The following is a 19,905-nucleotide window of genomic DNA, read 5'->3' on the forward strand; positions in this document are numbered from 1 at the left end:
ATCAACGATCCACCGCGCCGCTGAGCGAGAGGGCCACCTAGGATAGCGCGATGTCGGCGTCAAGATGGATTGCCGCCTTCAGCCAGGCTTTTAACGGGTGGCCCGCCGCCTAATTGGCGTGCCCCGGCTTCAACCGGAAGCGGCCGCCATCGTCCCGCTCGAACAGGTCGCTGACCGCGGGGTGAAGCAGTTCCGCCCCGTCATCGTCGAACAGCAGGTTCTGCTGGCTGACATAGGCGACATAGGCATCCTGGCCATTGTCGGCGAGCAGGTGGTAATAGGGCTGTTCCTTTTTCGGACGCACATCTTCGGGAATGGCCTGCCACCATTCTTCGGTATTGGCGAATTCCGGATCGACATCGAAGATCACGCCGCGGAACGGAAAGTGCCGGTGGCGCACAATATCGCCAAGACCGAAGGCAGCCTGACGCACGATCGCGCTTTCGCCGTGCTTCCTGTTCCGGGATTCCTCGTTCGACCGGGGGTTCCGGTCTGGAGTGTCCGCCATGTTACACGCTCCTTTCTTCGGTCCCGCTGCGCTCAATGGCAGATATAGGGAGCCATCCCGCGCGCTGCAAAGTGCATAACATAGCGGCGCTGTCTTTATGCTTTGCAAAGGTGCGCCCCCGCGCCTATATCGCCGCCCTTCGATCCGCACGGGCGTTGACGCCCTGGCGACCGAGCGCGGAGAGGTGCCGGAGTGGTCGAACGGGGCAGTCTCGAAAACTGTTGTGCCTTCTGGGTACCGTGGGTTCGAATCCCACCCTCTCCGCCAATTTTTCATTGAAGTCAGTGACTTAACCGCTTCGGCGGCAAAGCTACCACATGAACTACCACATGCGGCTGGCGGTAGGATTGGCGTAATTACGACGTTACGCCCAAATCAGCGCGCATAGCTTCTTTCATGTCGTGGTCGGCTTTTTGACGCCCGGCGCGGTCATCGTTCGTTTCAACGATACGGCGAATGGCGTCCCGCACGTCTGCCGACCCGACCAACTCGCACCGCATTTGCCAATAGGCGAACAGCTTCGATGTTTCGTCAGTGCCTTCGACAGCGGCGCGGTGATATGCTTCTAGCAGTCCGACATAGGCGGCTTGCTTTTCCTTGAAGCTACGTTCGTCCTTAATCGTGCGTCGTGAAAGCCACGACTGGATAAGCGCCGTGACGATGGAACCAAGGCCGAAGGCCGTTATCAATTGTATGACTTCAACCATGCCCCCGCCTTCACAGCTTCAACCAGTTCATCAACCGTAATCGGAATATGCGGGTTCTTCGACGGAATTTTGTTCAACGCCCAAACTCCGGCGACAATCGCGATAAGCGCGGCGATGAACGTCGCCCAATTGGGCAAACCGAAGTGCGCCGAAATCATTCCTGTGAGGAATGCGACAGGGACCACTATGACCCCCAACCAACATGACAATCCTTCCGGCCCAAAATGCCGGTTCCAGTTCTCTTCTAGCAACGAAATATCGGTGCCGAATGTTTCCTTCACGTCTATGAAGAACTCTACGGCGTCGTCACCATCCATGCCAAGGTCGTCCAATAGGCGCGACGAAGGCTTTATGCGGTCGGCTGGCAGTCCCCGTTCTTTCGAAAGCATGGTGATTAGTTGCTGTTCAACGTCGGTCGGCATTCATTACGCCTAGCATCCAAACGAGGCGTTCGCGATATACGTCAAAACATTCAACGAAAAAAAAGCCCCGACCCTACGGCACTTCATTGCAGGGTCGGGGCTAGACGGGGAGCGGAAGGAAACGCCCCGTCTTAGCTGTTCGGCAGAAATGGAAGCTTGGTCAAAATTTCGGCGATTTCCTTATCGCTCATTTCCCACAGAGGGGCAGCGATGACCGGAACCGCGCCTAGGTCCAGCGCGTCGCCCCCGGCGGCGCTGACTGCCGCTGAAATCGGCTGTAGCGGGTCGGTGAGGCCGATTAGGGCCATGACCGGCATTCCGCTGCCGTCCTTGCCATGCCACGGCGTCTTGTGGGCAATGGCGGCGTCTTCGACCCGGCCCGCGATAGTCCCTAGCCGGAACGCCGGGCGAAGCTGGCCAAACGGAAAGCCAACGTCGGCAACGTCGGGCAGCGTAAGTTCCGCCGCCTGTTCGACCGAAACGAATAGCGGCAATGCCATCGGGTCGAAGTCGGTCGGCGGCGGGTCATCGAACGATACCGGGATGATTTCAGCGTAGCGCCCGACCAATAAGGGGCAGGGACACTATACTTAATTCATGCTGCCATTGATGCGGGGCCGCGGCGATGTCGGGGGCGGTGCGGCGATTGTCTGCGTGCGGATTGCTCCATGTCATATGATAGTTATGTGGATGATGCTAAGCATGTTTCATGTTGGATTCGCGGGGGCAATCGATGAGCTTGGAAACTGGGGCATGTCCGTCGTCCCCTGATAGGCTGACCCCCAAGACCGCCGCCCTATGCCGCGCGATGTCAGCCAGCACGACGGCGACGGCAGAGATCAAAACAGACCAGCGCCGGATCATCGACTATTTCTTGTCGCCAATGTCGATGGCGACAAGTGAAGCGGGGAGGGGGCGGTGAATAGCGAAAAATTTCTCGCATCTCTTCTGCTTATTCTGGTTATCAGCTGTGCTCCGCCAGTTGATTTCGAAACCACAGAAAGAAAAGAATTCAGAAAAAAAATTTGTAATAATGAAAATTTATTTCAAATATTAAATATTGATGCGTGGGAACGCTACGTCCAAATTGTAGACGATATCCAATCAGACAAAAGCACGCTGAGTTATGACAGTCAGAAAAAGATATCAGATTTAGGTTATTTCTTAAAACAGGCCGATATTCCAGATTATCATAAGCCTACTGGTATAGAAGTGACATATACGTACCTATTTTTTGAAAATCGGAAAATCGCCGTACTGAAGAATGTTTTTTTCTATCCAGAAAACGAAGAAAAAAGAAATCAAATTGGGCCAACGCCAGCAATCACGAACTGTCTCGAAATCACTCATTTCGACGAACACATTAGATTTCGCTACTTGGGGTACTAAGAAATGCCAAATGGGATTGCAGGGACACTAGGATTGCAGGGACACTATACTCAATTCAGAGTCGGAAATGCTGACTGCGCATGATATGCACGATCCCAGGACGGACGAACCACTTGTCTGGTACGGGGGTTCTGGCACCTAAAGCGGGATGATTTTGTTTTGAATCGATTGGGGATTCCCAAAGCTGCATTTTGCTGATTCATTTTGTGCAGGCACAGGATGGAGGGTGAGCAGTGGGCAAGGCCCTTTCGATGGACCTTCGGGAGCGGGCGATGGCGCGGCTTGCGGCGGGGGAGAGCGTAGGTCGGGTGGCGTCGGCACTGGATGTGGCACCGTCCAGCGTAGTGAAGTGGTCTCAGCGGTTACGTACGACCGGGAGCTGCGCGCCGGCTGGCACGGGCGGGCATCCACCGCGCAAGATCGTCGGCGCGCACGAGGCGTGGCTGCGGGACCGGATCGACGCGCCCTTCGTTCTCGACGGCCCGGTCAATCCTGTCCTGAGCGACTGCCGCAGGCAGGCAGTCGAAGGGGGCGAGGCTTTCCGGGCCTATGTCGAGCAGGTGCTCGTCCCGGCCTTGCGGCCAGACGACGTGGTGGTGATGGACAAGCTCGGCAGTCATAAAGGCCATGCCGTCCGGGCCGCGATCCGAAAGGCCGGAGCGAACCTCCTGTTCCTCCCGCCCTACAGCCCGGACCTGAACCCCATCGAACAGGTCTTCGCCAAACTCAAGCATATGCTCCGCGACGCCTCCGAACGGACGATGGAGGCAAGTTGGCGCAGAATCGGAACCCTGCTGGACCGCTTAACTGAACAGGAATGCGCCAACTACCTCGTCAACGCCGGATACGCTTCAAGCTAAGGTCATCACGCGCTAGCACTTCGTTTCGAACTCTCCCGCCATGTTGAGTTCCGCGAAGTCGGCGAGACTGGGTGCGCCCTCGCGTTCTTGCCGGTTTTCTTTGTGCGCTGTCAGCGCTGATTTTTCACGCAGGCGCTCCCACCGGATTTTCGGAGGTGTAAACGCCTGACCGTGATGATTGGCGTAACCCCAATCATGCGCAGGCCAGTGCGGACATCACCCCAGCGCGTCCGCCGGCGAGCGATGTTAAAACTGGCCCGTCAACGTCAATGTCGTGAAGAAGCCGCGATCATGATCGATGATTTCGGAACCCGTGAACGCGCCCGCACGGCTGGGGCTGAAAAACCGGCGTTCACGCAGGAAATTGCGCGCGCCGATGTTGCGGATCGCCAAAGTCGCGCGGACGCCCTCGATGCGGGTGGTTTCGATAAAGGCGCTCCACTGTTCGCCGTCGCGCTTGAAGCTCTCCTCATCGCCGAAAAAGAACCGGCTCTTCTCCGCCGCGCGCCAGGAGACGCCCCAGGCGAATTTGAGCTTTGTCAGGTCCTGACGGAATTCGATGAGAATATCTGGCGAGGAAACGTTGGAAATAGCGCGTTTTTCTGACGTAATGGGATCAAGAAACGTCGAATCCCGGAACTCCGCTTCAATTTCGACGAGGCCGCCGGGAATGAGAGGCGCGAGGGGTAGGCTGCCGTTCGCGGTCACGCCCCAGACGCGTCCGTCCCCCGCATTTGCCGAACCGAACGCGCCGGACGGCAGAAGTACCTGTTCGATCACGTCGTCCCGCCATTCGTGAAAGACTTCCACATTCAGCGCGCCGCGCGTGTCGGACCTCAGGTCCAGCGTGGCAGAAAGGCGCGTCGTCCGATCCGGGCCGAGTTCGGGATTGCCGCCCAGAAAGCGATCGTCGGCCGCTTCGGCGGACGCGGCGAACTGGCTGAAGTCCAACTGCCCGACGGTGCGCCGCACGCCAAGCCTGAGCTGCAAACCGTCCGCGGCGTCGTAGATGAACGTGGCGGAGGGCTTCAGGAAGAAAAACGTCTGCGTATTCGACGCATCTCCGGACACCGAGATGCGCGAAGCCTCGACGGCGAGACCGCTTTCCAGCGTCGCTTTCGGTGATACGCGCCAGATCAGGTTCGCGAACGCTTCACCGCGCAGTTCCTCGACCAGGACATTCGCAGCAGGCAAATCGATGACGATAACATCGTCCCCGTCGCGGGTTTCCAGCGCAAGCGCACTGTCTAGCCGGTTATAGGCAATCTCGCTGCCGATTTCCGGACGAAGGCGACCGTTGCCGCCCTTGGTCGCCGTGGCCCGGAAGACCGTCTCGAAGCTGTTCTCCTCCAGAAGAAAGGTCGAGCCAGACACTTCGGTGCCGACCGGACGTTCGACAGTCACGATCTGCTCATCGTCGAGAACATCGAAAGATGAGAGGGACAGAAGCTTCACGGTCCAGTCGTCGCCAACCGGACGCGCCCAGTCGATACCGAACTCGCCCGTCCAAAGCTTGCTATCGAAGTCGATCGCGAACCGCTCGTCGGGACTGGCGTCCGGAAAACGGCCGTCGAAACCGAGCCGTTCGGTATCCGGAAGGAACTCGCTGCGCCCGAAGCGGCCGTTCAGCGTCAGCGTACCGCCCCATGCCGGGCGTTTCGCCTCGCTGGAGATGAAGGCCTGCCACAAGGTGCTCGGTCGGTCCTCCAGCTGCGACGAGACGAGAGCGCCGTTCGCGTCAAACCGCATGCGCGGCCCTGACAGTGGGAAACGTTCCCAGAAGGCATTGATCTTGGTCGAGGTCTCCCAAGCGCCGAGGCTGCGCGCGTCGGTCAGTTCAGCACTCGGGTAAACGATACCGTCGGCCGCGCGTTCGATTTCGACTTCCCAGCTTCCAGATGCGCCGCCGCGCACGCGCACGACGTTGGCGACGACGGCCTGCCCCGCCGCCTCGCTGAGACCGGCCGATCCGCGGATGAGTTCGATGCGCTGCACCTGCGTGGCAGGTATGCGATCCAGCGCGTCTTCGATGCCCCCGGATTTGGAGGACGGTCGCTGGCCGTCGACGAGGACATTGCCCGCGCCGCCGCCGAAGCCGCGCAGATTTTCGTCACCAAGATCGAGGGAAAAGCCCGGCAGGAGATCAATCATGTCGCGCGCGCTCTGCGGGCTGAAACGGGCGAAGAAATCATGCTCGTAAATCTGCGTATCGACTGGCGGCGCGGCAGCTGCGGTGACCTGTGCCCCTGCAGTGTCTGTGTGAAGCAGAGCCATCGCGAATAGCACAGCCGCAGCTGCACGCGGCGCGGCCGGGCTTGGCCGCGTCTTCGCGCTCATGCCGTGTCTCCAAGCGCGAAGCGCACATATTCGATCATCGTGATTCCCCCCTCTGTCGATCTGAATTTTTGACGCTTATGCGATATGTTATACTATAACAAAACAGTCAATATGGGTACGATGTGCCGGCCGGCCATCTTTGCAGCGGGCTCGCAAGGCGCATACCCTGTCATCGCCGCAGCCAGTCATCGGGGAAACATAGTGACTCCAGCGCCGATATGTTGTAACCTCTCGCAATGAAATTTACGATTTATGCGCTTCTGTCCGTATCGACCATGATCCCGGTCGCCTCCGTTGCCGCGTGCGAATTCCACGGTGCGGGTGGTTTCCGGTTCAGCCCGTTCGCCCAGATGGACATGATGGCGCAGCGGGCAGAGCCCGCCGGGCCGATGAGCACTCCAGTCGACGCCGCCGCAGCCGCGGCCGTCGATGAGGCACCCGTTCGCCGTGCGCCCGTCTGGTCGCGGGACGTGACGACCGAAAGCGCGCCAGTTCGCGGCGCGCTTTTTCAGGATGAAGGCGTCCGGGGGCAGGGATCGCGTTATGACGCAGGCGACGGTTCCGACGATTATTGAACATGGTTCTGGAGATTCGAGGGCTCGCCCATGACTATTTCAGCGGGACGGCGCTCAGCCAAATCGACCTGTCACTTGGCAAGGGGCAGCACAGCCTGCTGCTCGGCCCGTCAGGATCGGGCAAGACGACGCTTATCAACCTCATCTGTGGCCTGCTGACACCGCAGTGCGGGACGATCCGCATCTGCGGTGAGGATATGGGCGCGGCGCGGGGCAGCGAAGCCGACGATATTCGCCGCCGTCATGTCGGCATCGTGTTCCAGACGCTAAGGCTGGTGTCGGCGCTGTCGCTGTTCGACAACCTGTTACTGGCGCAGCGTCTTCAGCGCGGGGGGAAGGACCCGGCGACCGCGCGCGCGCTGGTGGCAGCGCTCGGCATAGAACATCGCATAAAGGCGCGCCCGGCCGAGCTTAGCCAGGGCGAGGCGCAACGCGCAGCGATTGCGCGGGCGCTGGTCGGGGAGCCCGCCCTTCTGGTTGCGGACGAGCCGACCTCGGCGCTTGACGGGGAGAATATGCGGCGGGTGGCGGATCTGCTGCTTGAAAATGCTGAAAGGACCGGCACAACGCTCCTTATCGCCACGCATGACGAGCGGCTGAAGGACGTCATGCCGAACGTCGTCGAACTGACACCGCCCGGCGCGCAGCGGCGCGTGGCATGATCGGTCTCGCTTTCGCCTATCTGCGCGCGCACCCGCTGACGACGGCGCTCAACATCCTGCTGCTGGGCATCGCGGTCACGATGCTGGTCCTGCTGTTGCAGTTCGGACGGCAGGTGGGCGACCGGCTGGAGCAGGATGCGGCGGGCATCGACCTGGTCGTCGGCGCGAAGGGGTCGCCGCTGCAACTGATCCTGTCGAGTGTCTTTCACGTCGACCAGCCGACAGGCAATATTCCGCTGTCCAGCCAGCAGCTTTTGAAGCGAGACCCGGCGGTGGAAAGGGTGATCCCACTCGCATTGGGCGACAATTTTCGCGGTTATCGCATCGTGGGCACAGACGAGGGTCTGCTCGGCCTTTACGGTGGTAGCATTGAAATGGGCAGCCTCTTCGATGCGCCGCTGGAGGCCGTCCTGGGCGCATCGGTCGCGGCAGAGATGAAAGCGACCCTGGGACAGAAATTCCTTGGCAGCCATGGCCTGTCCGGCGATGCGGAGAATGGCGGCTCCGACCATGATCATGCCGCCTTTGAGACGGTCGGCATCCTCGCGCCGACGGGAACCGTGCTGGACCGTCTGATCCTCACCTCCGTCGAAAGTGTCTGGGACGTCCACGGTATCGCGCACGATCATGGCAGCCAAGAGCATGCTGACGATGACGGGCACGCGCATGAGGGCGATGCTCATGACAGTGCTGATGGCCATGCACATGATGACGAACATGCCGATGATCATGGTGAGGAAGAGATCGCTGCCGTCGGCTTGCCCGGTACAAACCCGCTACAGGCGCGCAGCGCGGGGCCGCAGCGGGAGCTGACCGCGCTGCTCGTTCAGTACCGCAATGCCTCGGCGGCGATCCGCGTGCCTGCGATGATCAATCGGCAGACGGAGATGCAGGCCGCTGTTCCCGCCATCGAAACGGCGCGGCTGCTGAGCCTGTTCGGGGCCAGCCTGGATGGTGCGCGCCTGTTTGCCTGGCTGCTCGCCGCGACGGGAGGGCTCGCAATTTTTGTCGCGCTGCTGAATGTGGCCCGCGCGCGGGAGGGCGATTTGGCTCTCCTGCGTGTCATGGGTGCGGGAAAAATGCGCATTTTCGGGACGATATTGCTGGAGGGCGTGCTGACCGCTGCCGCCGGGGCGCTGCTGGGGATTGCGGCCGCCCATCTGCTGATCGGGCTGGCAGCGAACGCGTTTGCGACCATCGGGGATCTTGGTATCGAACCGTTCGCCTTCGATCCGCTTGAGGGCGTGATTTTCTTCGCCGTCCTCGGCATCGGAGCGGTCGCTGCGGTCATTCCGGCGGCGAGGATTTTCTCAATAGACCTTGCGCGCACGCTCGCGCGCGCCACCTGAAAAAGCGGAGATAGCCTCGCCATGTCCATCGCAAAACCCCTGCTGACAGCCGTCCTTCTGTTTGCCGCGCCACTGGGGGCGAGCAGCGCCGGTGCCATTCAGGAGCGGGCCGCGCCTGCCGAGGTCGAGGATGTGTGGAAACCGGCGGCGACACCGCGCGGCGGTGTGTCATGGGCGACGCTGGAAGCCACGCAGGAAACCCAGCGGCTCGAAGACGGCATTATTTATGCCAAGCCGGTCTTCACGAAGAAGGTGAAGGCGCTCGAAGGCAAGCGGATTAAGATTGCGGGCTGGATGATGCCGCTGGAGGCGACCAGCGAGCAGTCCTACTTTGTGCTGCTCGGCTATCCACCCGGGTGCCCGTTCCACTTCCACGCCGCGCCGACGCAGTTTATCGAAGTCTATGCGAACACGCCTTTTCCCACTGACGAGCAAAAGATTTTCATAGTGTCCGGCGTTCTGGAACTAACCGGGCAGGACGAAAGCGGGATATTTTACCGCCTGCGCGACGCGCGCCCGGAACGCAGCTAGGCCGCGCGCTTCGCCGCTGTGGCCTCAGGGTCGGGATAGGCGGGATCGATGAGCTGCGTTCCGAATTCGGGCGTATCGATGACGAGAAGCAGGCGGCGCTCGCCGGTATGCTCGACCGGCGGCGAACGGTGCAGGCACGCACCGTGGCCCTCGCCATAGGTGCGCCCCTTGAACAGTCCGATATGTCCGGTGGGCAGGCGCGCAAGGCTCCCCTCGTCGTCCGCGTCGGCAAGATAGTCGGTTCCTGGCCCGGCATAGGTCGTAATCAGGCGCAGGTTGGTCAGGTCGGAATGTAATTTGTGGCAGGCATTCGTCGTCACGGCTTTCAGCTTTACGCGAACCGCCTTGACACTCATCAGCGCGGCAAACGTTACCGCAAGTGAGAGAATATCGTCCCGCAATACGCGCGGCAGTCGGCCCAGCTGATCTTCGAGATTGTCGCACGAACCTTCTGCCAGAACCGTGAAAGGCGCGGCGGCCAGCAATCGCCGTGCATCGGCGTCGCCAAGCGGATTGCTGCGTTCGATCTGGGCCATGTCGCGCAGCGGTGCCCGTAGCGCCCGCCCCGCATCGCGGAAAGAAGAAGCGAGTTTTTCTGGCGAGCCATGCCGGCCCTTCGCAGAGTCCGCGCAGCGCACATAATCCGTCACAAAATCCTCCTCTTTCAGAGCGCGCCCAATATTCCGGTTGACCCTGTGAACTGCCCAATCTATCGGTATATGTAATAACATAACATTTATCGGAATCAAGATGTTTGCCATCGGTGCAGCCGATCGCGCCGCCGTTGTAACGAGCGGTTTGTGCGTGGTGCATTGCCTTGCCGCGCCGCTCGCATCCGCGGCCTTGCCTGCTTTCGGCGCGGCACTCGGCTCTGAAGCCGTCCATATTATATTGGCGACTGTCGCGATTGGCCTTGCAGTGGCGGTCATGTTGCGCGCCCGGGACGCGCGCCGCGTATCATTTGTGGTGCCGGCGATGCTTGGCTGCCTCTTTCTATTCGGCGGCCTCAACGCCGAAAGCTTGGCGCAGGACGAGACCGTCCTGACGGTCATCGGTGGGCTGTTTCTTGCCGCCGCGCACATTTATCGCCTTTTCAATCATCAGCACGAACAGGGAAATCAGGGTGAAATTGACTAAATTTGTCGCATCGGTATCGGTGCTTGCGCTGGGCTCGACGCTAGCGATGCCTGTGTGGGCGCAGGATGCCCTGGCGCAGGATACCCTGGCGCAGGATGCTGAGGCGGCAGACAGTGCTCAGGAAGGCATCGTCGTCACCGGTCGCCGTGCCTATCGCGGCAATTTCGACCTGCTGGAAACGCCAAATGCGGACCTCGTCCTGGACGAGGGGCTGCTGCGGGATGCCAATGCGCTCGACCTCAATTCCGCTCTCGACCTTTCCGCGTCGGTTGCCCGCCAGAATAATTTCGGCGGGCTGTGGAACAGCTTCTCCATTCGCGGCTTTTCGGGCGACATCAATTTGCCGAGCGGCTTTCTCGTCAACGGCTTCAACGCCGGTCGCGGGTTCGGCGGGCCGCGCGATATTTCAGGGATCGAGGCGATCGAGGTCCTGAAGGGGCCGCGCTCTGCGCTCTTCGGACGCGGTGAGCCCGGTGGCACCATCAACCTCACCACCAAACGCCCGCAATTCGAGACGTCGGGTTACCTCCAGGTTCAGGGCGGGTCCTTCGATTTCTATCGCGGCGACGTCGATCTGCAAACGGTGATTGGTGAAAATGTCGGTATCCGGGTCGCGGGCTTCTATGAGGATGCGGGAAGCTTTCGCCGCGGCAAGGAGACAGAAAAATTCGGCCTCTACCCGTCTGTGCATTTCGACATCGGCGCGCATTCGCGTCTTATCTACGAACTGGAATACACCGCGCAGGAACTGCCCCAGGATCGTGGTGTCGTCTTTTCCGAGCAGTTTGGATTTTCGCCGCGCCGACTATTCACCGGCGAACCCGATGCGCTCATCGACACTGAGGTGACGGGTCACCAACTCGAATTTCAGCACGAATTCAGCGGCGATTGGGGGATCCTCGTCGGTGCGGGATACCGTGAGACGTCTCTCTTCGGGGATGCGTATGAGAATAATTTCGGCAGTCGCCAGCCTTACCTGGTCGATGGCAAAGCCATTTCGCGGTTTTTCCGGTTCAGGGACTATGAAGCCGACTATCTCGCCCTGCGCGCGGAAGTCTTCGGTAAATTCGACACCGGCGGCATTCGCCATCGCGTGATCGCCGGTGTGGATTATGATGAGTTCGATAACGACCAGGTCGCCAGTCGTTTCCGTCAGGGTGGTATTGGCGGCGCGCCGAGCAGCGCACTCGACCCGGAGACCTATCTGCTGATTTTCCCCGACAACCCGCAATATGGCATCTTCCCGCGACCAGACGCAGCGCCGCAGATCGACCGGCTGGAAACGACCAGCGGGTTCGGTTTCTACATTCAGGACCAGATCGATCTGACCGACAGGCTTCAGGTTCGTCTCGGCGGCCGGTTTGACGATTTCGATCAAAAGCTGATCAACCGGCGCAGCAGCCCTGCGGTCGTGAGCGAATCATCCAACAGTGCGTTCTCGCCGCAGGCAGGCGTGGTCTTTCGCGCGACTGGCGATATCAGCCTGTACGCGTCCTACGGCGAAGGCATCCGCCAGCTTTCGGGCGCCGATTTCGAGGGCACATCGTTCGATCCGAACAAATCGACGTCGTTCGAGGCCGGGATAAAGCTCGATCTGGGTTCGGTTTTCGATGGCGTCCAGGGCGCTGCCACCGCAACCGTCTTCGATGTCGATCAAAGCAATATTCTCGTCTTCGATCCGCGTCCCCAGGCCGCCGGTGAATTGATCCCTGCCGGTGAAGCGCGCAGCCGCGGGATAGAATTGGACGCCAATGCCAGCTTCGATAGCGGTCTCGATATCTGGTTTTCCTACGCTTACGTCGACGCTGAATATACCAATAGCGGCACGGATTCCGCGACTTTCACAACGTTCGCGCCGGGCGAGCCGCTGATCGGCTCGCCCGATCATCAATTGAGCCTGCAGGTATCGCACGATTTTGCCATCGCCGACCTCGGCGCGCGGATCGGCGGCGGGATGCTTCACGTTGGCGAACGAAACGGGGAAGTGGGCGGCAGTTTCGATCTGCCGGATTATACCATAATCCGTATTTTCGGTCAGATCGAACCCGCCAGGAACATTACCGTTCAGCTCGATATCGATAATTTGTTCGATGAGACATATTACACCGACTCTTTCGCGAACGTCTGGGTACAGCCAGGCGCTCCAAGAACGGTCCAGGTCTCGGCACGGTTCAGCTTTTGACCCGAAGGGATCGTTCATGACATCGCCACTTGAGGCAAAATCGCTGTCCCTCGTCCGGGAAGGAAATGCCGTTCTCGATGGTGTTTCCTTCACCGTCGCACGGGGTGAGATCTTCGCGCTGCTCGGTGGCAATGGCGCGGGCAAGTCGAGTACGCTGCTGACATTCCTCGGCTTTCTCAAACCGTCGGGCGGTGAGGTTCTGGTGAACGGACAGAGTGTCACCGGCGATGTCGCGGCGGCGCGCGGCGCGATCGCCTATCTGCCTGAGGCAGCGTCGCTTTATGGCCATATGACGGCTTACGAGAATTTGGACTATTTCCTCGATCTGGCGGGGAAACCCGCGGGCCGCGCCGATCTTGACGCGGCGCTCGACCGGGTCGCCCTTCCCGCAGAGGCCCGCACGCGCCGTTTGCGGTCCTATTCAAAGGGGATGCGGCAGAAGACCGCCATCGCACTCGCCCTTCTGCGCGAGACCCCGATCCTGTTGCTCGACGAGCCCACCTCCGGCCTCGATCCGGTCGCCATCGACGAATTTCACGATCTGGTGAAGGCGCTTGCCGGCGGCGGACAGACCGTCCTGATGGTCACGCACGATGTTTACGGCGCGTGCCAGGTCGCCGACCGCGTCGGCCTTCTTAGAGGCGGCAAGCTCGTCGGTAGTTTCTCCGCCGCAAATGGCGAGCGCATCGACACCGAGACCGTGCACGCCGCCTTTGCCGAAAGACAGGCGGCATGAGCAGCGTTCGCCGTATCGCGCGCGAGGAATGGCGGCTCTGGCTGCGCTCCAAAGTCGTTGTCGCCGCGGCGCTCATTGTCGCGGTCCTTATCGCGGTGACCAGCATTCTTACCGCGAACCGCATCGCCAACGAACAGGCGCAGCGCGTCGAACAGCAGGTCGCCGCCGAGCAGACCTTCTTCGCCCAGCCCGACCGCCATCCGCACCGCATGGTGCATTACGGCCACTATGCCTTCCGCCCGCCGCCGCCGCTGGCGGTATTCGAGCCCGGCGTGGACGCTGTCACGGGTCAATCGATCTTTCTGGAAGGGCATCGGCAAAACACGGCCATGTTCGCCGACACGAAGGCGGCAGCCGATCTTGGCGGTTTCGCGGCCCTGACGCCTGCCAGCCTCTATCAACTGTTTCTGCCGCTCCTTCTCATCGTACTCGGCCATGCGCTGTTCCTGCGTGAGCGGGAGAGCGGCACGCTTGCCGTCATACTTGCGCAGGGGCTGCCGGGCACGAAACTCGCGCTGGGCAAGGCGGCCGCGCTTCTCGCCGTCATCGCCATGTTCATGCTCCCGCTGATCGCCGTTGCCGCTTATTCGGTCACTCTTGGAGAACGCATGCTTGCCGCTTTCTCGCTCGTCGGTGGCTATTTCGTCTATCTCTGCGCCTGGGGCGCGATCGTTCTGGCGGCGTCCGTACTTTTAACGCAGCGCGCGGTATCGCTTGGCGTCCTCATCTTCGTCTGGCTGTTCGCCGCTCTGATCGTCCCGCGCTTCGCCATCAACGCCAGCAGTGCCGCCGTCGATGCGCCGGGCAAGATCGAAAGCGACCTCATCATGCTGGCGGAGCAGCGCAAGCTTGGCGATGGTCACAATGCCGCCGACCCGGCCTTCATGCAGCTGCAGGCCGAAGTCCTTGAGCAATATGATGTCGAGACCATTGAAGAGCTGCCGATCAACTGGCGCGGCGTCGTCGCCGCCTATTCCGAGGCCGAGCTGACCGACCTTCTGAACAGCTATGCCGAAGAGCGCATGCGGCTGGAGGCGAGCCAGTCGCGCATCTTTGGCCTGTTCGGACTTCTGTCGCCGACCATCGCCGTCAGTTCCGCCTCGCGCGCGATTGCGGGCACGGACCTTGCCACCCACCACCGCTTCCTGCGTGAGAGCGAGGCGCTACGCTTCGGCTTCGTGCAGGCGCTGAACGAAAAGCACGCCGCCGAACTCGATTATGCGATCGATATGAACCGCAATGCCGACGAAGCCGCTCGGCTTCGTGCACGGGTCAATGCGAGCGCGTGGCAGGTGCTGGACGAATTCCGTTTCGCGCCCGACGGCGCGGATGAACGGCTCGGACGCGCGGGAGGGTCGCTCGGCATCCTTCTCGCATGGCTCCTCGCGGCGGGCGGCATCGTCCTTGTCGCGGCGCGCCGGGTGCGGCTCTGATGTTTGCGAGCCTCGCCCGCGAAGCCCGCTTTCTTGCGAAGGATCGGGGCGCGCTGTTCTGGCTAATACTGGCCTTCTTCCTGTCTTGCGCGGCCGTGTCCTTCGGCATCGCCGAAGTGCGCGAACAGCGCGAGACCATCGCCGCGCTGATCGAGGAAGATGCCGCCGACCGTGCCAATGCGCTCGAAACGCAGGAAGACTGGGGCGGCGCGGCCTATTACGCCTTTCACCTGACCTACGCGCCGCCGTCAGATTTCGCATTTGCCGCGATGGGCCAGCGGGACAGCAGCCCGTGGAAGCACCGGGTGCGGATGCTGGCGCTCGAGGGCCAGATCCATGAGGCGGACACGCGCAACGCCGATTTTGGCCTCGTGGGACGGTTTGACTTCGCCTTTCTCGCCGCGTCGGTCGCGCCGCTGCTCCTGATCCTGCTGCTTTACGACCTGCGCGCGTCCGAGCGCACGGCGCGGCGGCACGATCTTCTGGTCGCGACGGCGGGGTCGCCATTTTCAATGTGGCTCCCGCGCGCGCTGGTCCGGGTGACCGCGCTCGCGCTTCTCCTCCTCATCCCGCTCTGGATCGGCGCTGCGGTCGAGGGGACGTCGATGGTCATTTCCGTCACGGCCAGTGGCATCATGATCGGCGCGCTCCTCCTGTGGTGGCTGATCGTTGAGCTGGTCAGCCGTATCGATGCCTCTGCGTCCGTGCTCCTCACCTCGCTGATCGGCCTCTGGCTCGCACTGGCCATCGTCATGCCCGCCGTTTCGAAGGCCGGCATCGAGGCGGCGAACCCCGTCCCTGACGGCGGCGAAATCCTTCTCTTACAGCGCGAGACCGTCAACGATGCCTGGGACCTGCCCAAGGCGGCGACGATGAAGCCGTTCGTCGCCGAACACCCCGAACTCGCCGACCATGCCGAGATCGAAGAAGGCTTTGAATGGAAATGGTATTACGCTTTCCAGCAGGTCGGCGACCAGACCGCCGCGCCGCTTGTAAGCGAATATCGTGCGGCGCGGATCGCGCGCGACCGGCAGGCTGGTCTGGCGGCTCTTCTGTCCCCGACGTCTCTGGTCGAACGCGCGTTCGAGAGACTGGCCGATACCGACGCCCTGTCGATGATCGGCTATGAGGACCGCGTTCGCAGATATCATGCGAAACTTAGGGCCTTCTACTATCCGCTCATGTTCCTCGAGCAGCCTTATGATGCGGACGTGTTGAAGAAGCTGCCGGACTATGATGCGAATGGTTAAGCCACGATACGGCGCGCGTCTCTTTCCGTCCGTCACCGACATGCTCCCGCGACCCTGAGGGAGCGCGCCGCCGCCGGAGCAGCCCGGGTATGAAAGCGGCTATCGTCTGCCGAGCGATCTGCGTCCCATCCTCGAAGGCAGCTTCATCACAAGGCTACACGCAAGGCGCGGTGTGAGAGGCCTTCCGTTCGGCTTCGTCGCATCCGTGTTGGCCGGACTCCGGATAAACCTTGCCAACGAACCCGCGCCTTCTTGCCCGTCGGCAGGTTCAGAAGCTCTTTCCAATTCTGACGTGCACATTGCGCGGCGCCTGCGGCATCATTGCGACGCCTGACAGAAGATAGATCTTTTCATTCGTCAGGTTGCCCGCATTCAGTTGGAGCTGCCATCCGTCCCTCTCAAAGCCGATCATGGCATCCAGGCGGACATGGGAGGGAAGCAGGAAGCCGTCTTCGGGACTGGCCTGCGTACGCAGCAGCGCTTCACGCTCGCCGGAGTAGAAAATACCGGCGCCCACGCTGAGTCCCTCGAGCGGGCCTTCCTGCAGGCGATACCGGCTCCACAGGCTGCCGCTCCAGCGGGGCGCGCCGGCGAGCTGTGCGTCGACCAGAAACCGGGTGTCTTCCGTGACGGCCGTGTCGATATGCGCACCGGCCAGTGTGATGGCCAGGCCCGGCAGCGGGTTGGCGGCGATATCGACCTCTATGCCCCGGCTTCGTTGTTCACCTGACTGGACGCTGAATGTCGGATTTTCCGGGTCGCGAACCGCGACATTGCTTTTGGTGATCTCGAACCCGGCCAGCGAAAGCGATATGCGGCCATCGAGCCAGGTCTGCTTCCATCCCAGTTCGAACTGCCGTCCCGCCTCCGGATCGAGGAAGGTGCCGTCCGCACTTCGCGCGGTGCTGGGCGTGAAGCTCTTGCTGTAGCTTGCGAACAGGCTGGTGGTTTCCGCCGGTTGGAACAGGACGCCGACCTGAGGCGTGGTCGCGGCATCCCTGGTGTCGCGTGACTGCGTATCCGCCAGGCGGTCAAAATTCTCGTCCTGCAGCCATTCCTGACGCAGCCCGGTCAGCAATTTCAGATTGTCCGAAAGATGCATCAGATTTTGCGCATAAAGCGCCACACCTTCACGGCGAATATCCGAGGAAAAGAGCGGAAACGCAAACTGGTCGCCAGCGACAGCGCCGTAAACAGGCTCAAACAGATCGATATCGTTCAGATTCTGGAATTCGAACGCATATTCCTGCTGCGTGTCGTAATATTCCGCCCCGAATGTAAGCTGGTTGCGCATGCCCGCGAAATCGAAATCACCAAGCAGTTCGTGCTGCGCGATAAAGCTGCGCTGACCTTCGTCGGTATTATAAGCAGCACGCCGCACGGTACGGTCATCCGGCGCGACGGCGAAGAATGACCGGAGCTGGTAGTCTCCGTTGGTGACGTTGTAGCTGAGATTCTGGCGGATGCGCCAATCCGGGGACAATTCATGCTCGAGCAGCGAACTGACGAAATAGGATTTGACATTGTTGACGCCGTCCTCCTCGCCGAGAAAGCGGCTCACCGGCACGCGCAGGGAATTGGCTATGCGGGGAAGGCCGAGATCCCAGACGAACTCGCTATCCGTATATTCGCCGCGAACCAGCCATCTTGTTTTGTCGCCGAGCTGAAGAGAGATGGCCGGAGCCAGAAACAGGCTATGACTGTCGACCAGATCACGATAGCTGCCGACATCCTCATATGCCGCGTTCAGGCGGGCATTGACCCCTTGTGCGATCGGTGTACCGGCATCGATCTCTGCCCGGTAGAAATCAAAGCTGCCGATAATGGCGGTCGCGTCGAGATGGGCCTCGTCCAGCGGCGTCTTGGTGATGGTATTGACGATCCCGCCGGGGTTGATCGCCCCGTATAAAAGGGACGCCGGGCCCTTGAGAACCTCGAAGCGCTCGGTATTGGCGGTGTTGCGCAGGCTATAGAAACCCGGATCGCGAAACCCGTCCCGCAAGGTCACCTGACCAAGGTCAAAGCCGCGCAGGAAAGTGCCGAAATTCTGCGTCCCGCCATAGCCCGCCTTGGCCTGCGCGCCCGATACCGTGTCGAGCGCCTGATCGAGCCGAAGCAAACCGCGATCCTCGATCAGGCCTTTCGATACCACGACGACCGTCGACGGCGTATCCATCAGCAATGCGGCGTTCTTGTTCCCGGTGAGCGCATCGATTGCGATATAGTCCTGAATGGAGCGTCCGATCACGAGAATGCTGTCGTCTTCGAAGGCGCCGCCTTCATGCGGCGCACTTTCCTCGACCTGCGCGCGCGCCTCACCATCCGGTCTGGCGCTGCCGTCTGCGAGAACGGGCGAGGTTAGAAACGACGCAGAGAGGAATAATGAGATGTAATACCGTGGCATTTGTCGGTCCTGTTTGTTTGTTGGATTGACGGCGGGGAGCCTAATTTGTGGAAAGGGTCGGCGGTGGTCCGGAACGGTCGACGCGCTGTCCCGCTTTCCAGATGGCGATGATGTTCCGCGTATCGCGAATATTGGCAATTGGGTCGCCCGCCACCAGCAGAAGATCCGCTCGTTTGCCGGCAGCGATCCGGCCGCGGTCGGCGATGGCGAACGTATCAGCGACCGCAGCCGTGGCGGCATGGAGGGCCGCGACCGGCGACAGCCCGCTATCGACGAGTAGTTCAAGTTCCCGGTGCATGCTGACCCCGGGCCAGACCCACCAGTTCACCGCATCGGTGCCCGCGATGATACGAACTCCGGATTTGTGAAGGGTCCCGATCAGGGCGAGCAGTTCCGGTCCGTTGCGCGGCGAAGAGGCGGGCACCTCGAACACCTCGGTCAATCTGCCGACGCCGGTATCGTCAAGTTCAGTCCGCAGGCGCGGATCCTGCAATATGGAGCGGGGGCCTTCAGGATCGTACATCCCGGTGTAGACCCCGATTGTCGACATGACGGTGATGCCCCCGCGTTTCATTTTTTCGATCATTCCCGGGGTCACGCCTCCACTCCAGGGGTGGGCGAGAATATCGACCCCGGCATCAATGGCCCAGATTGCCGTCCTGCGCTCACTCACATGCGCAATGACCGGCAGGCCCCTGGCCTGCGCCGCAGTGGTCGCTGCACGCAGTAGCTCGGCATCCATGCTCGGCGTGTTCATCCCGGGATAAAATCCCGGTTCCGCAATCAGCTTGATATAATCGACGCCGGCAGCAAGCCTGTTGGCGAGCCAGCGGTCGATGTCTCCGACGCTCCCGATGGCGTCGGCTTCCGGGTCCCGCGTCCCGTGGCCATTGGGGACGTTGCCGGCCTGTCCCGCCGACCAGAAATCCGCGTAGGAGGCATCAGGCTCTTCGCCGATTTGAGCGCGCAGGGCCGCCAGCTTGTCTTCCGGCGTATAGGTATCGAATACGCTGGTCACGCCCATGCGGATGGAGGCCTGCAATCCGCCAAGCTCGCCGCTGGTATGATAATGTCCGTCCATCAAGCCGGGCAGGAGTGTCATGCCTTGTCCGTCGACGACGGTGAGCGCATCGTCCCGCCTGACGTCCTCACTCGCCGCGCCCGGACTGACGGACGTGACGATCCCATTGTCGAATATCACCGTGGCTTTTGGTATCACCATCTCGCCATCGAAGACTTTGACATCCACGATGGCCACGGGGTTCGCCATTGCCTCTTGTACGGGAAGTACAATGAAAAGGATGATGGTCAGAAGGCGAACGAGATGGGGCGACATGCGCACCGTATGTGATATTGTCTCATGCCAGACAAGCAGCTTTTTGTCAGGGGGGCTTCCGAGGCATATCAGTCATATTTGCGCCCC

Annotated in this window: 18 protein-coding genes, 1 tRNA gene and 1 pseudogene; 12 read left to right on the forward strand and 8 right to left on the reverse strand. The window is 61.0% G+C overall.

Annotated elements, in window-relative coordinates; all coding sequences use genetic code 11:
• Positions 1-109: 109 nt before the first annotated feature.
• A complete protein-coding gene (gene hspQ / locus KCG44_RS12415) occupies positions 110-508 on the reverse strand; it encodes a heat shock protein HspQ (RefSeq protein WP_218446429.1) in 399 nt (132 codons plus the stop codon).
• A gap of 178 nt (positions 509-686) precedes the next feature.
• Between hspQ and KCG44_RS12420 the strand changes: the two genes are divergently transcribed.
• Positions 687-775: transfer RNA gene (locus KCG44_RS12420), tRNA-Ser, on the forward strand.
• Positions 776-864: 89 nt separating this feature from the next.
• On the opposite strand, the gene KCG44_RS12425 is transcribed toward KCG44_RS12420, so the two are convergent.
• The 3 genes from KCG44_RS12425 to KCG44_RS12435 form a co-directional block, all read right to left on the reverse strand.
• Positions 865-1,215, reverse strand: coding sequence for a hypothetical protein (locus KCG44_RS12425; RefSeq protein ID WP_218446430.1), 351 nt, complete (start codon positions 1,213-1,215; stop codon positions 865-867).
• On the reverse strand, positions 1,194-1,637 hold the full coding sequence (locus KCG44_RS12430; protein WP_218446431.1) for a 3-keto-5-aminohexanoate cleavage protein: 444 nt from the start codon (positions 1,635-1,637) through the stop codon (positions 1,194-1,196). Before KCG44_RS12430 ends, KCG44_RS12425 begins: the two co-directional genes overlap by 22 nt.
• Positions 1,638-1,768: 131 nt before the next feature.
• Positions 1,769-2,206 (reverse strand): hypothetical protein, encoded by a 438-nt coding sequence (locus KCG44_RS12435; RefSeq protein WP_218446432.1) that lies wholly within the window; start codon positions 2,204-2,206, stop codon positions 1,769-1,771.
• A gap of 349 nt (positions 2,207-2,555) precedes the next feature.
• Here KCG44_RS12435 and KCG44_RS12440 point away from each other — a divergent pair, with 349 nt between their 5' ends.
• Positions 2,556-3,026 carry a hypothetical protein gene (locus KCG44_RS12440; RefSeq protein WP_218446433.1) on the forward strand — a complete coding sequence of 157 codons (471 nt, stop codon included), beginning with the start codon at positions 2,556-2,558 and terminating at the stop codon, positions 3,024-3,026.
• A gap of 449 nt (positions 3,027-3,475) precedes the next feature.
• Positions 3,476-3,886: pseudogene (locus tag KCG44_RS12445) on the forward strand (transposase); the annotation flags it as partial.
• 246 nt (positions 3,887-4,132) lie between these two features.
• On the opposite strand, the gene KCG44_RS12450 reads toward KCG44_RS12445, so the two are convergent.
• Positions 4,133-6,223, reverse strand: coding sequence for a TonB-dependent receptor plug domain-containing protein (locus KCG44_RS12450; protein ID WP_218446435.1), 2,091 nt, complete (start codon positions 6,221-6,223; stop codon positions 4,133-4,135).
• A 236-nt stretch (positions 6,224-6,459) separates the two neighbouring features.
• On the opposite strand from KCG44_RS12450, the gene KCG44_RS12455 reads away from it, so the two are divergent.
• From KCG44_RS12455 to KCG44_RS12470, 4 genes are read left to right on the forward strand one after another with little or no spacing between them, the layout of a single operon-like run.
• A complete protein-coding gene (locus KCG44_RS12455; protein WP_218446436.1) occupies positions 6,460-6,798 on the forward strand; it encodes a hypothetical protein in 339 nt (112 codons plus the stop codon).
• Positions 6,799-6,800: 2 nt separating this feature from the next.
• A complete protein-coding gene (locus KCG44_RS12460) occupies positions 6,801-7,460 on the forward strand; it encodes an ABC transporter ATP-binding protein (protein ID WP_218446437.1) in 660 nt (219 codons plus the stop codon).
• A complete protein-coding gene (locus KCG44_RS12465; RefSeq protein WP_218446438.1) occupies positions 7,457-8,809 on the forward strand; it encodes an ABC transporter permease in 1,353 nt (450 codons plus the stop codon). Before KCG44_RS12460 ends, KCG44_RS12465 begins: the two co-directional genes overlap by 4 nt.
• A gap of 21 nt (positions 8,810-8,830) precedes the next feature.
• Positions 8,831-9,340, forward strand: coding sequence for a DUF3299 domain-containing protein (locus tag KCG44_RS12470; protein ID WP_218446439.1), 510 nt, complete (start codon positions 8,831-8,833; stop codon positions 9,338-9,340).
• Here the strand turns inward: KCG44_RS12470 and KCG44_RS12475 are convergent.
• Positions 9,337-9,990 carry a DUF1826 domain-containing protein gene (locus tag KCG44_RS12475; protein WP_218446440.1) on the reverse strand — a complete coding sequence of 218 codons (654 nt, stop codon included), beginning with the start codon at positions 9,988-9,990 and terminating at the stop codon, positions 9,337-9,339. The genes KCG44_RS12470 and KCG44_RS12475 overlap by 4 nt on opposite strands.
• 100 nt (positions 9,991-10,090) lie before the next feature.
• Between KCG44_RS12475 and KCG44_RS12480 the strand changes: the two genes are divergently transcribed.
• Genes KCG44_RS12480 through KCG44_RS12500 form a run of 5 tightly spaced genes read left to right on the forward strand, consistent with a single transcriptional unit; the run spans position 10,091 to position 16,078 of the window.
• Complete coding sequence (locus KCG44_RS12480; protein WP_218446441.1) at positions 10,091-10,477, forward strand: MerC domain-containing protein; 387 nt, start codon at positions 10,091-10,093, stop codon at positions 10,475-10,477.
• Entirely contained in the window at positions 10,464-12,659 is a 2,196-nt protein-coding gene (locus KCG44_RS12485) for a TonB-dependent siderophore receptor (RefSeq protein WP_218446442.1), read from the forward strand. The genes KCG44_RS12480 and KCG44_RS12485 overlap by 14 nt, the downstream gene beginning before the upstream one ends.
• Before the next feature lie 16 nt (positions 12,660-12,675).
• The gene (locus KCG44_RS12490) at positions 12,676-13,395 is read left to right on the forward strand and encodes an ABC transporter ATP-binding protein (protein ID WP_218446443.1); all 720 of its coding nucleotides are present in this window, start codon (positions 12,676-12,678) and stop codon (positions 13,393-13,395) included.
• The gene (locus KCG44_RS12495) at positions 13,392-14,828 is read left to right on the forward strand and encodes a DUF3526 domain-containing protein (protein ID WP_218446444.1); all 1,437 of its coding nucleotides are present in this window, start codon (positions 13,392-13,394) and stop codon (positions 14,826-14,828) included. Before KCG44_RS12490 ends, KCG44_RS12495 begins: the two co-directional genes overlap by 4 nt.
• Positions 14,828-16,078 carry a DUF3526 domain-containing protein gene (locus KCG44_RS12500; RefSeq protein ID WP_218446445.1) on the forward strand — a complete coding sequence of 417 codons (1,251 nt, stop codon included), beginning with the start codon at positions 14,828-14,830 and terminating at the stop codon, positions 16,076-16,078. Before KCG44_RS12495 ends, KCG44_RS12500 begins: the two co-directional genes overlap by 1 nt.
• A 268-nt stretch (positions 16,079-16,346) precedes the next feature.
• On the opposite strand, the gene KCG44_RS12505 is transcribed toward KCG44_RS12500, so the two are convergent.
• Together KCG44_RS12505 and KCG44_RS12510 are read right to left on the reverse strand one after the other, a co-directional pair.
• Positions 16,347-18,482, reverse strand: a complete 2,136-nt coding sequence (locus tag KCG44_RS12505; RefSeq protein WP_218446446.1) for a TonB-dependent siderophore receptor — start codon at positions 18,480-18,482, stop codon at positions 16,347-16,349.
• Positions 18,483-18,522: 40 nt separating this feature from the next.
• Positions 18,523-19,752: an amidohydrolase family protein gene (locus tag KCG44_RS12510; protein WP_218446447.1), complete on the reverse strand. Its 1,230-nt coding sequence runs from the start codon at positions 19,750-19,752 to the stop codon at positions 18,523-18,525.
• Positions 19,753-19,905: the final 153 nt, after the last annotated feature.

Source organism: Pacificimonas pallii, assembly GCF_019204005.1.
Lineage (GTDB): Bacteria > Pseudomonadota > Alphaproteobacteria > Sphingomonadales > Sphingomonadaceae > Pacificimonas > Pacificimonas pallii.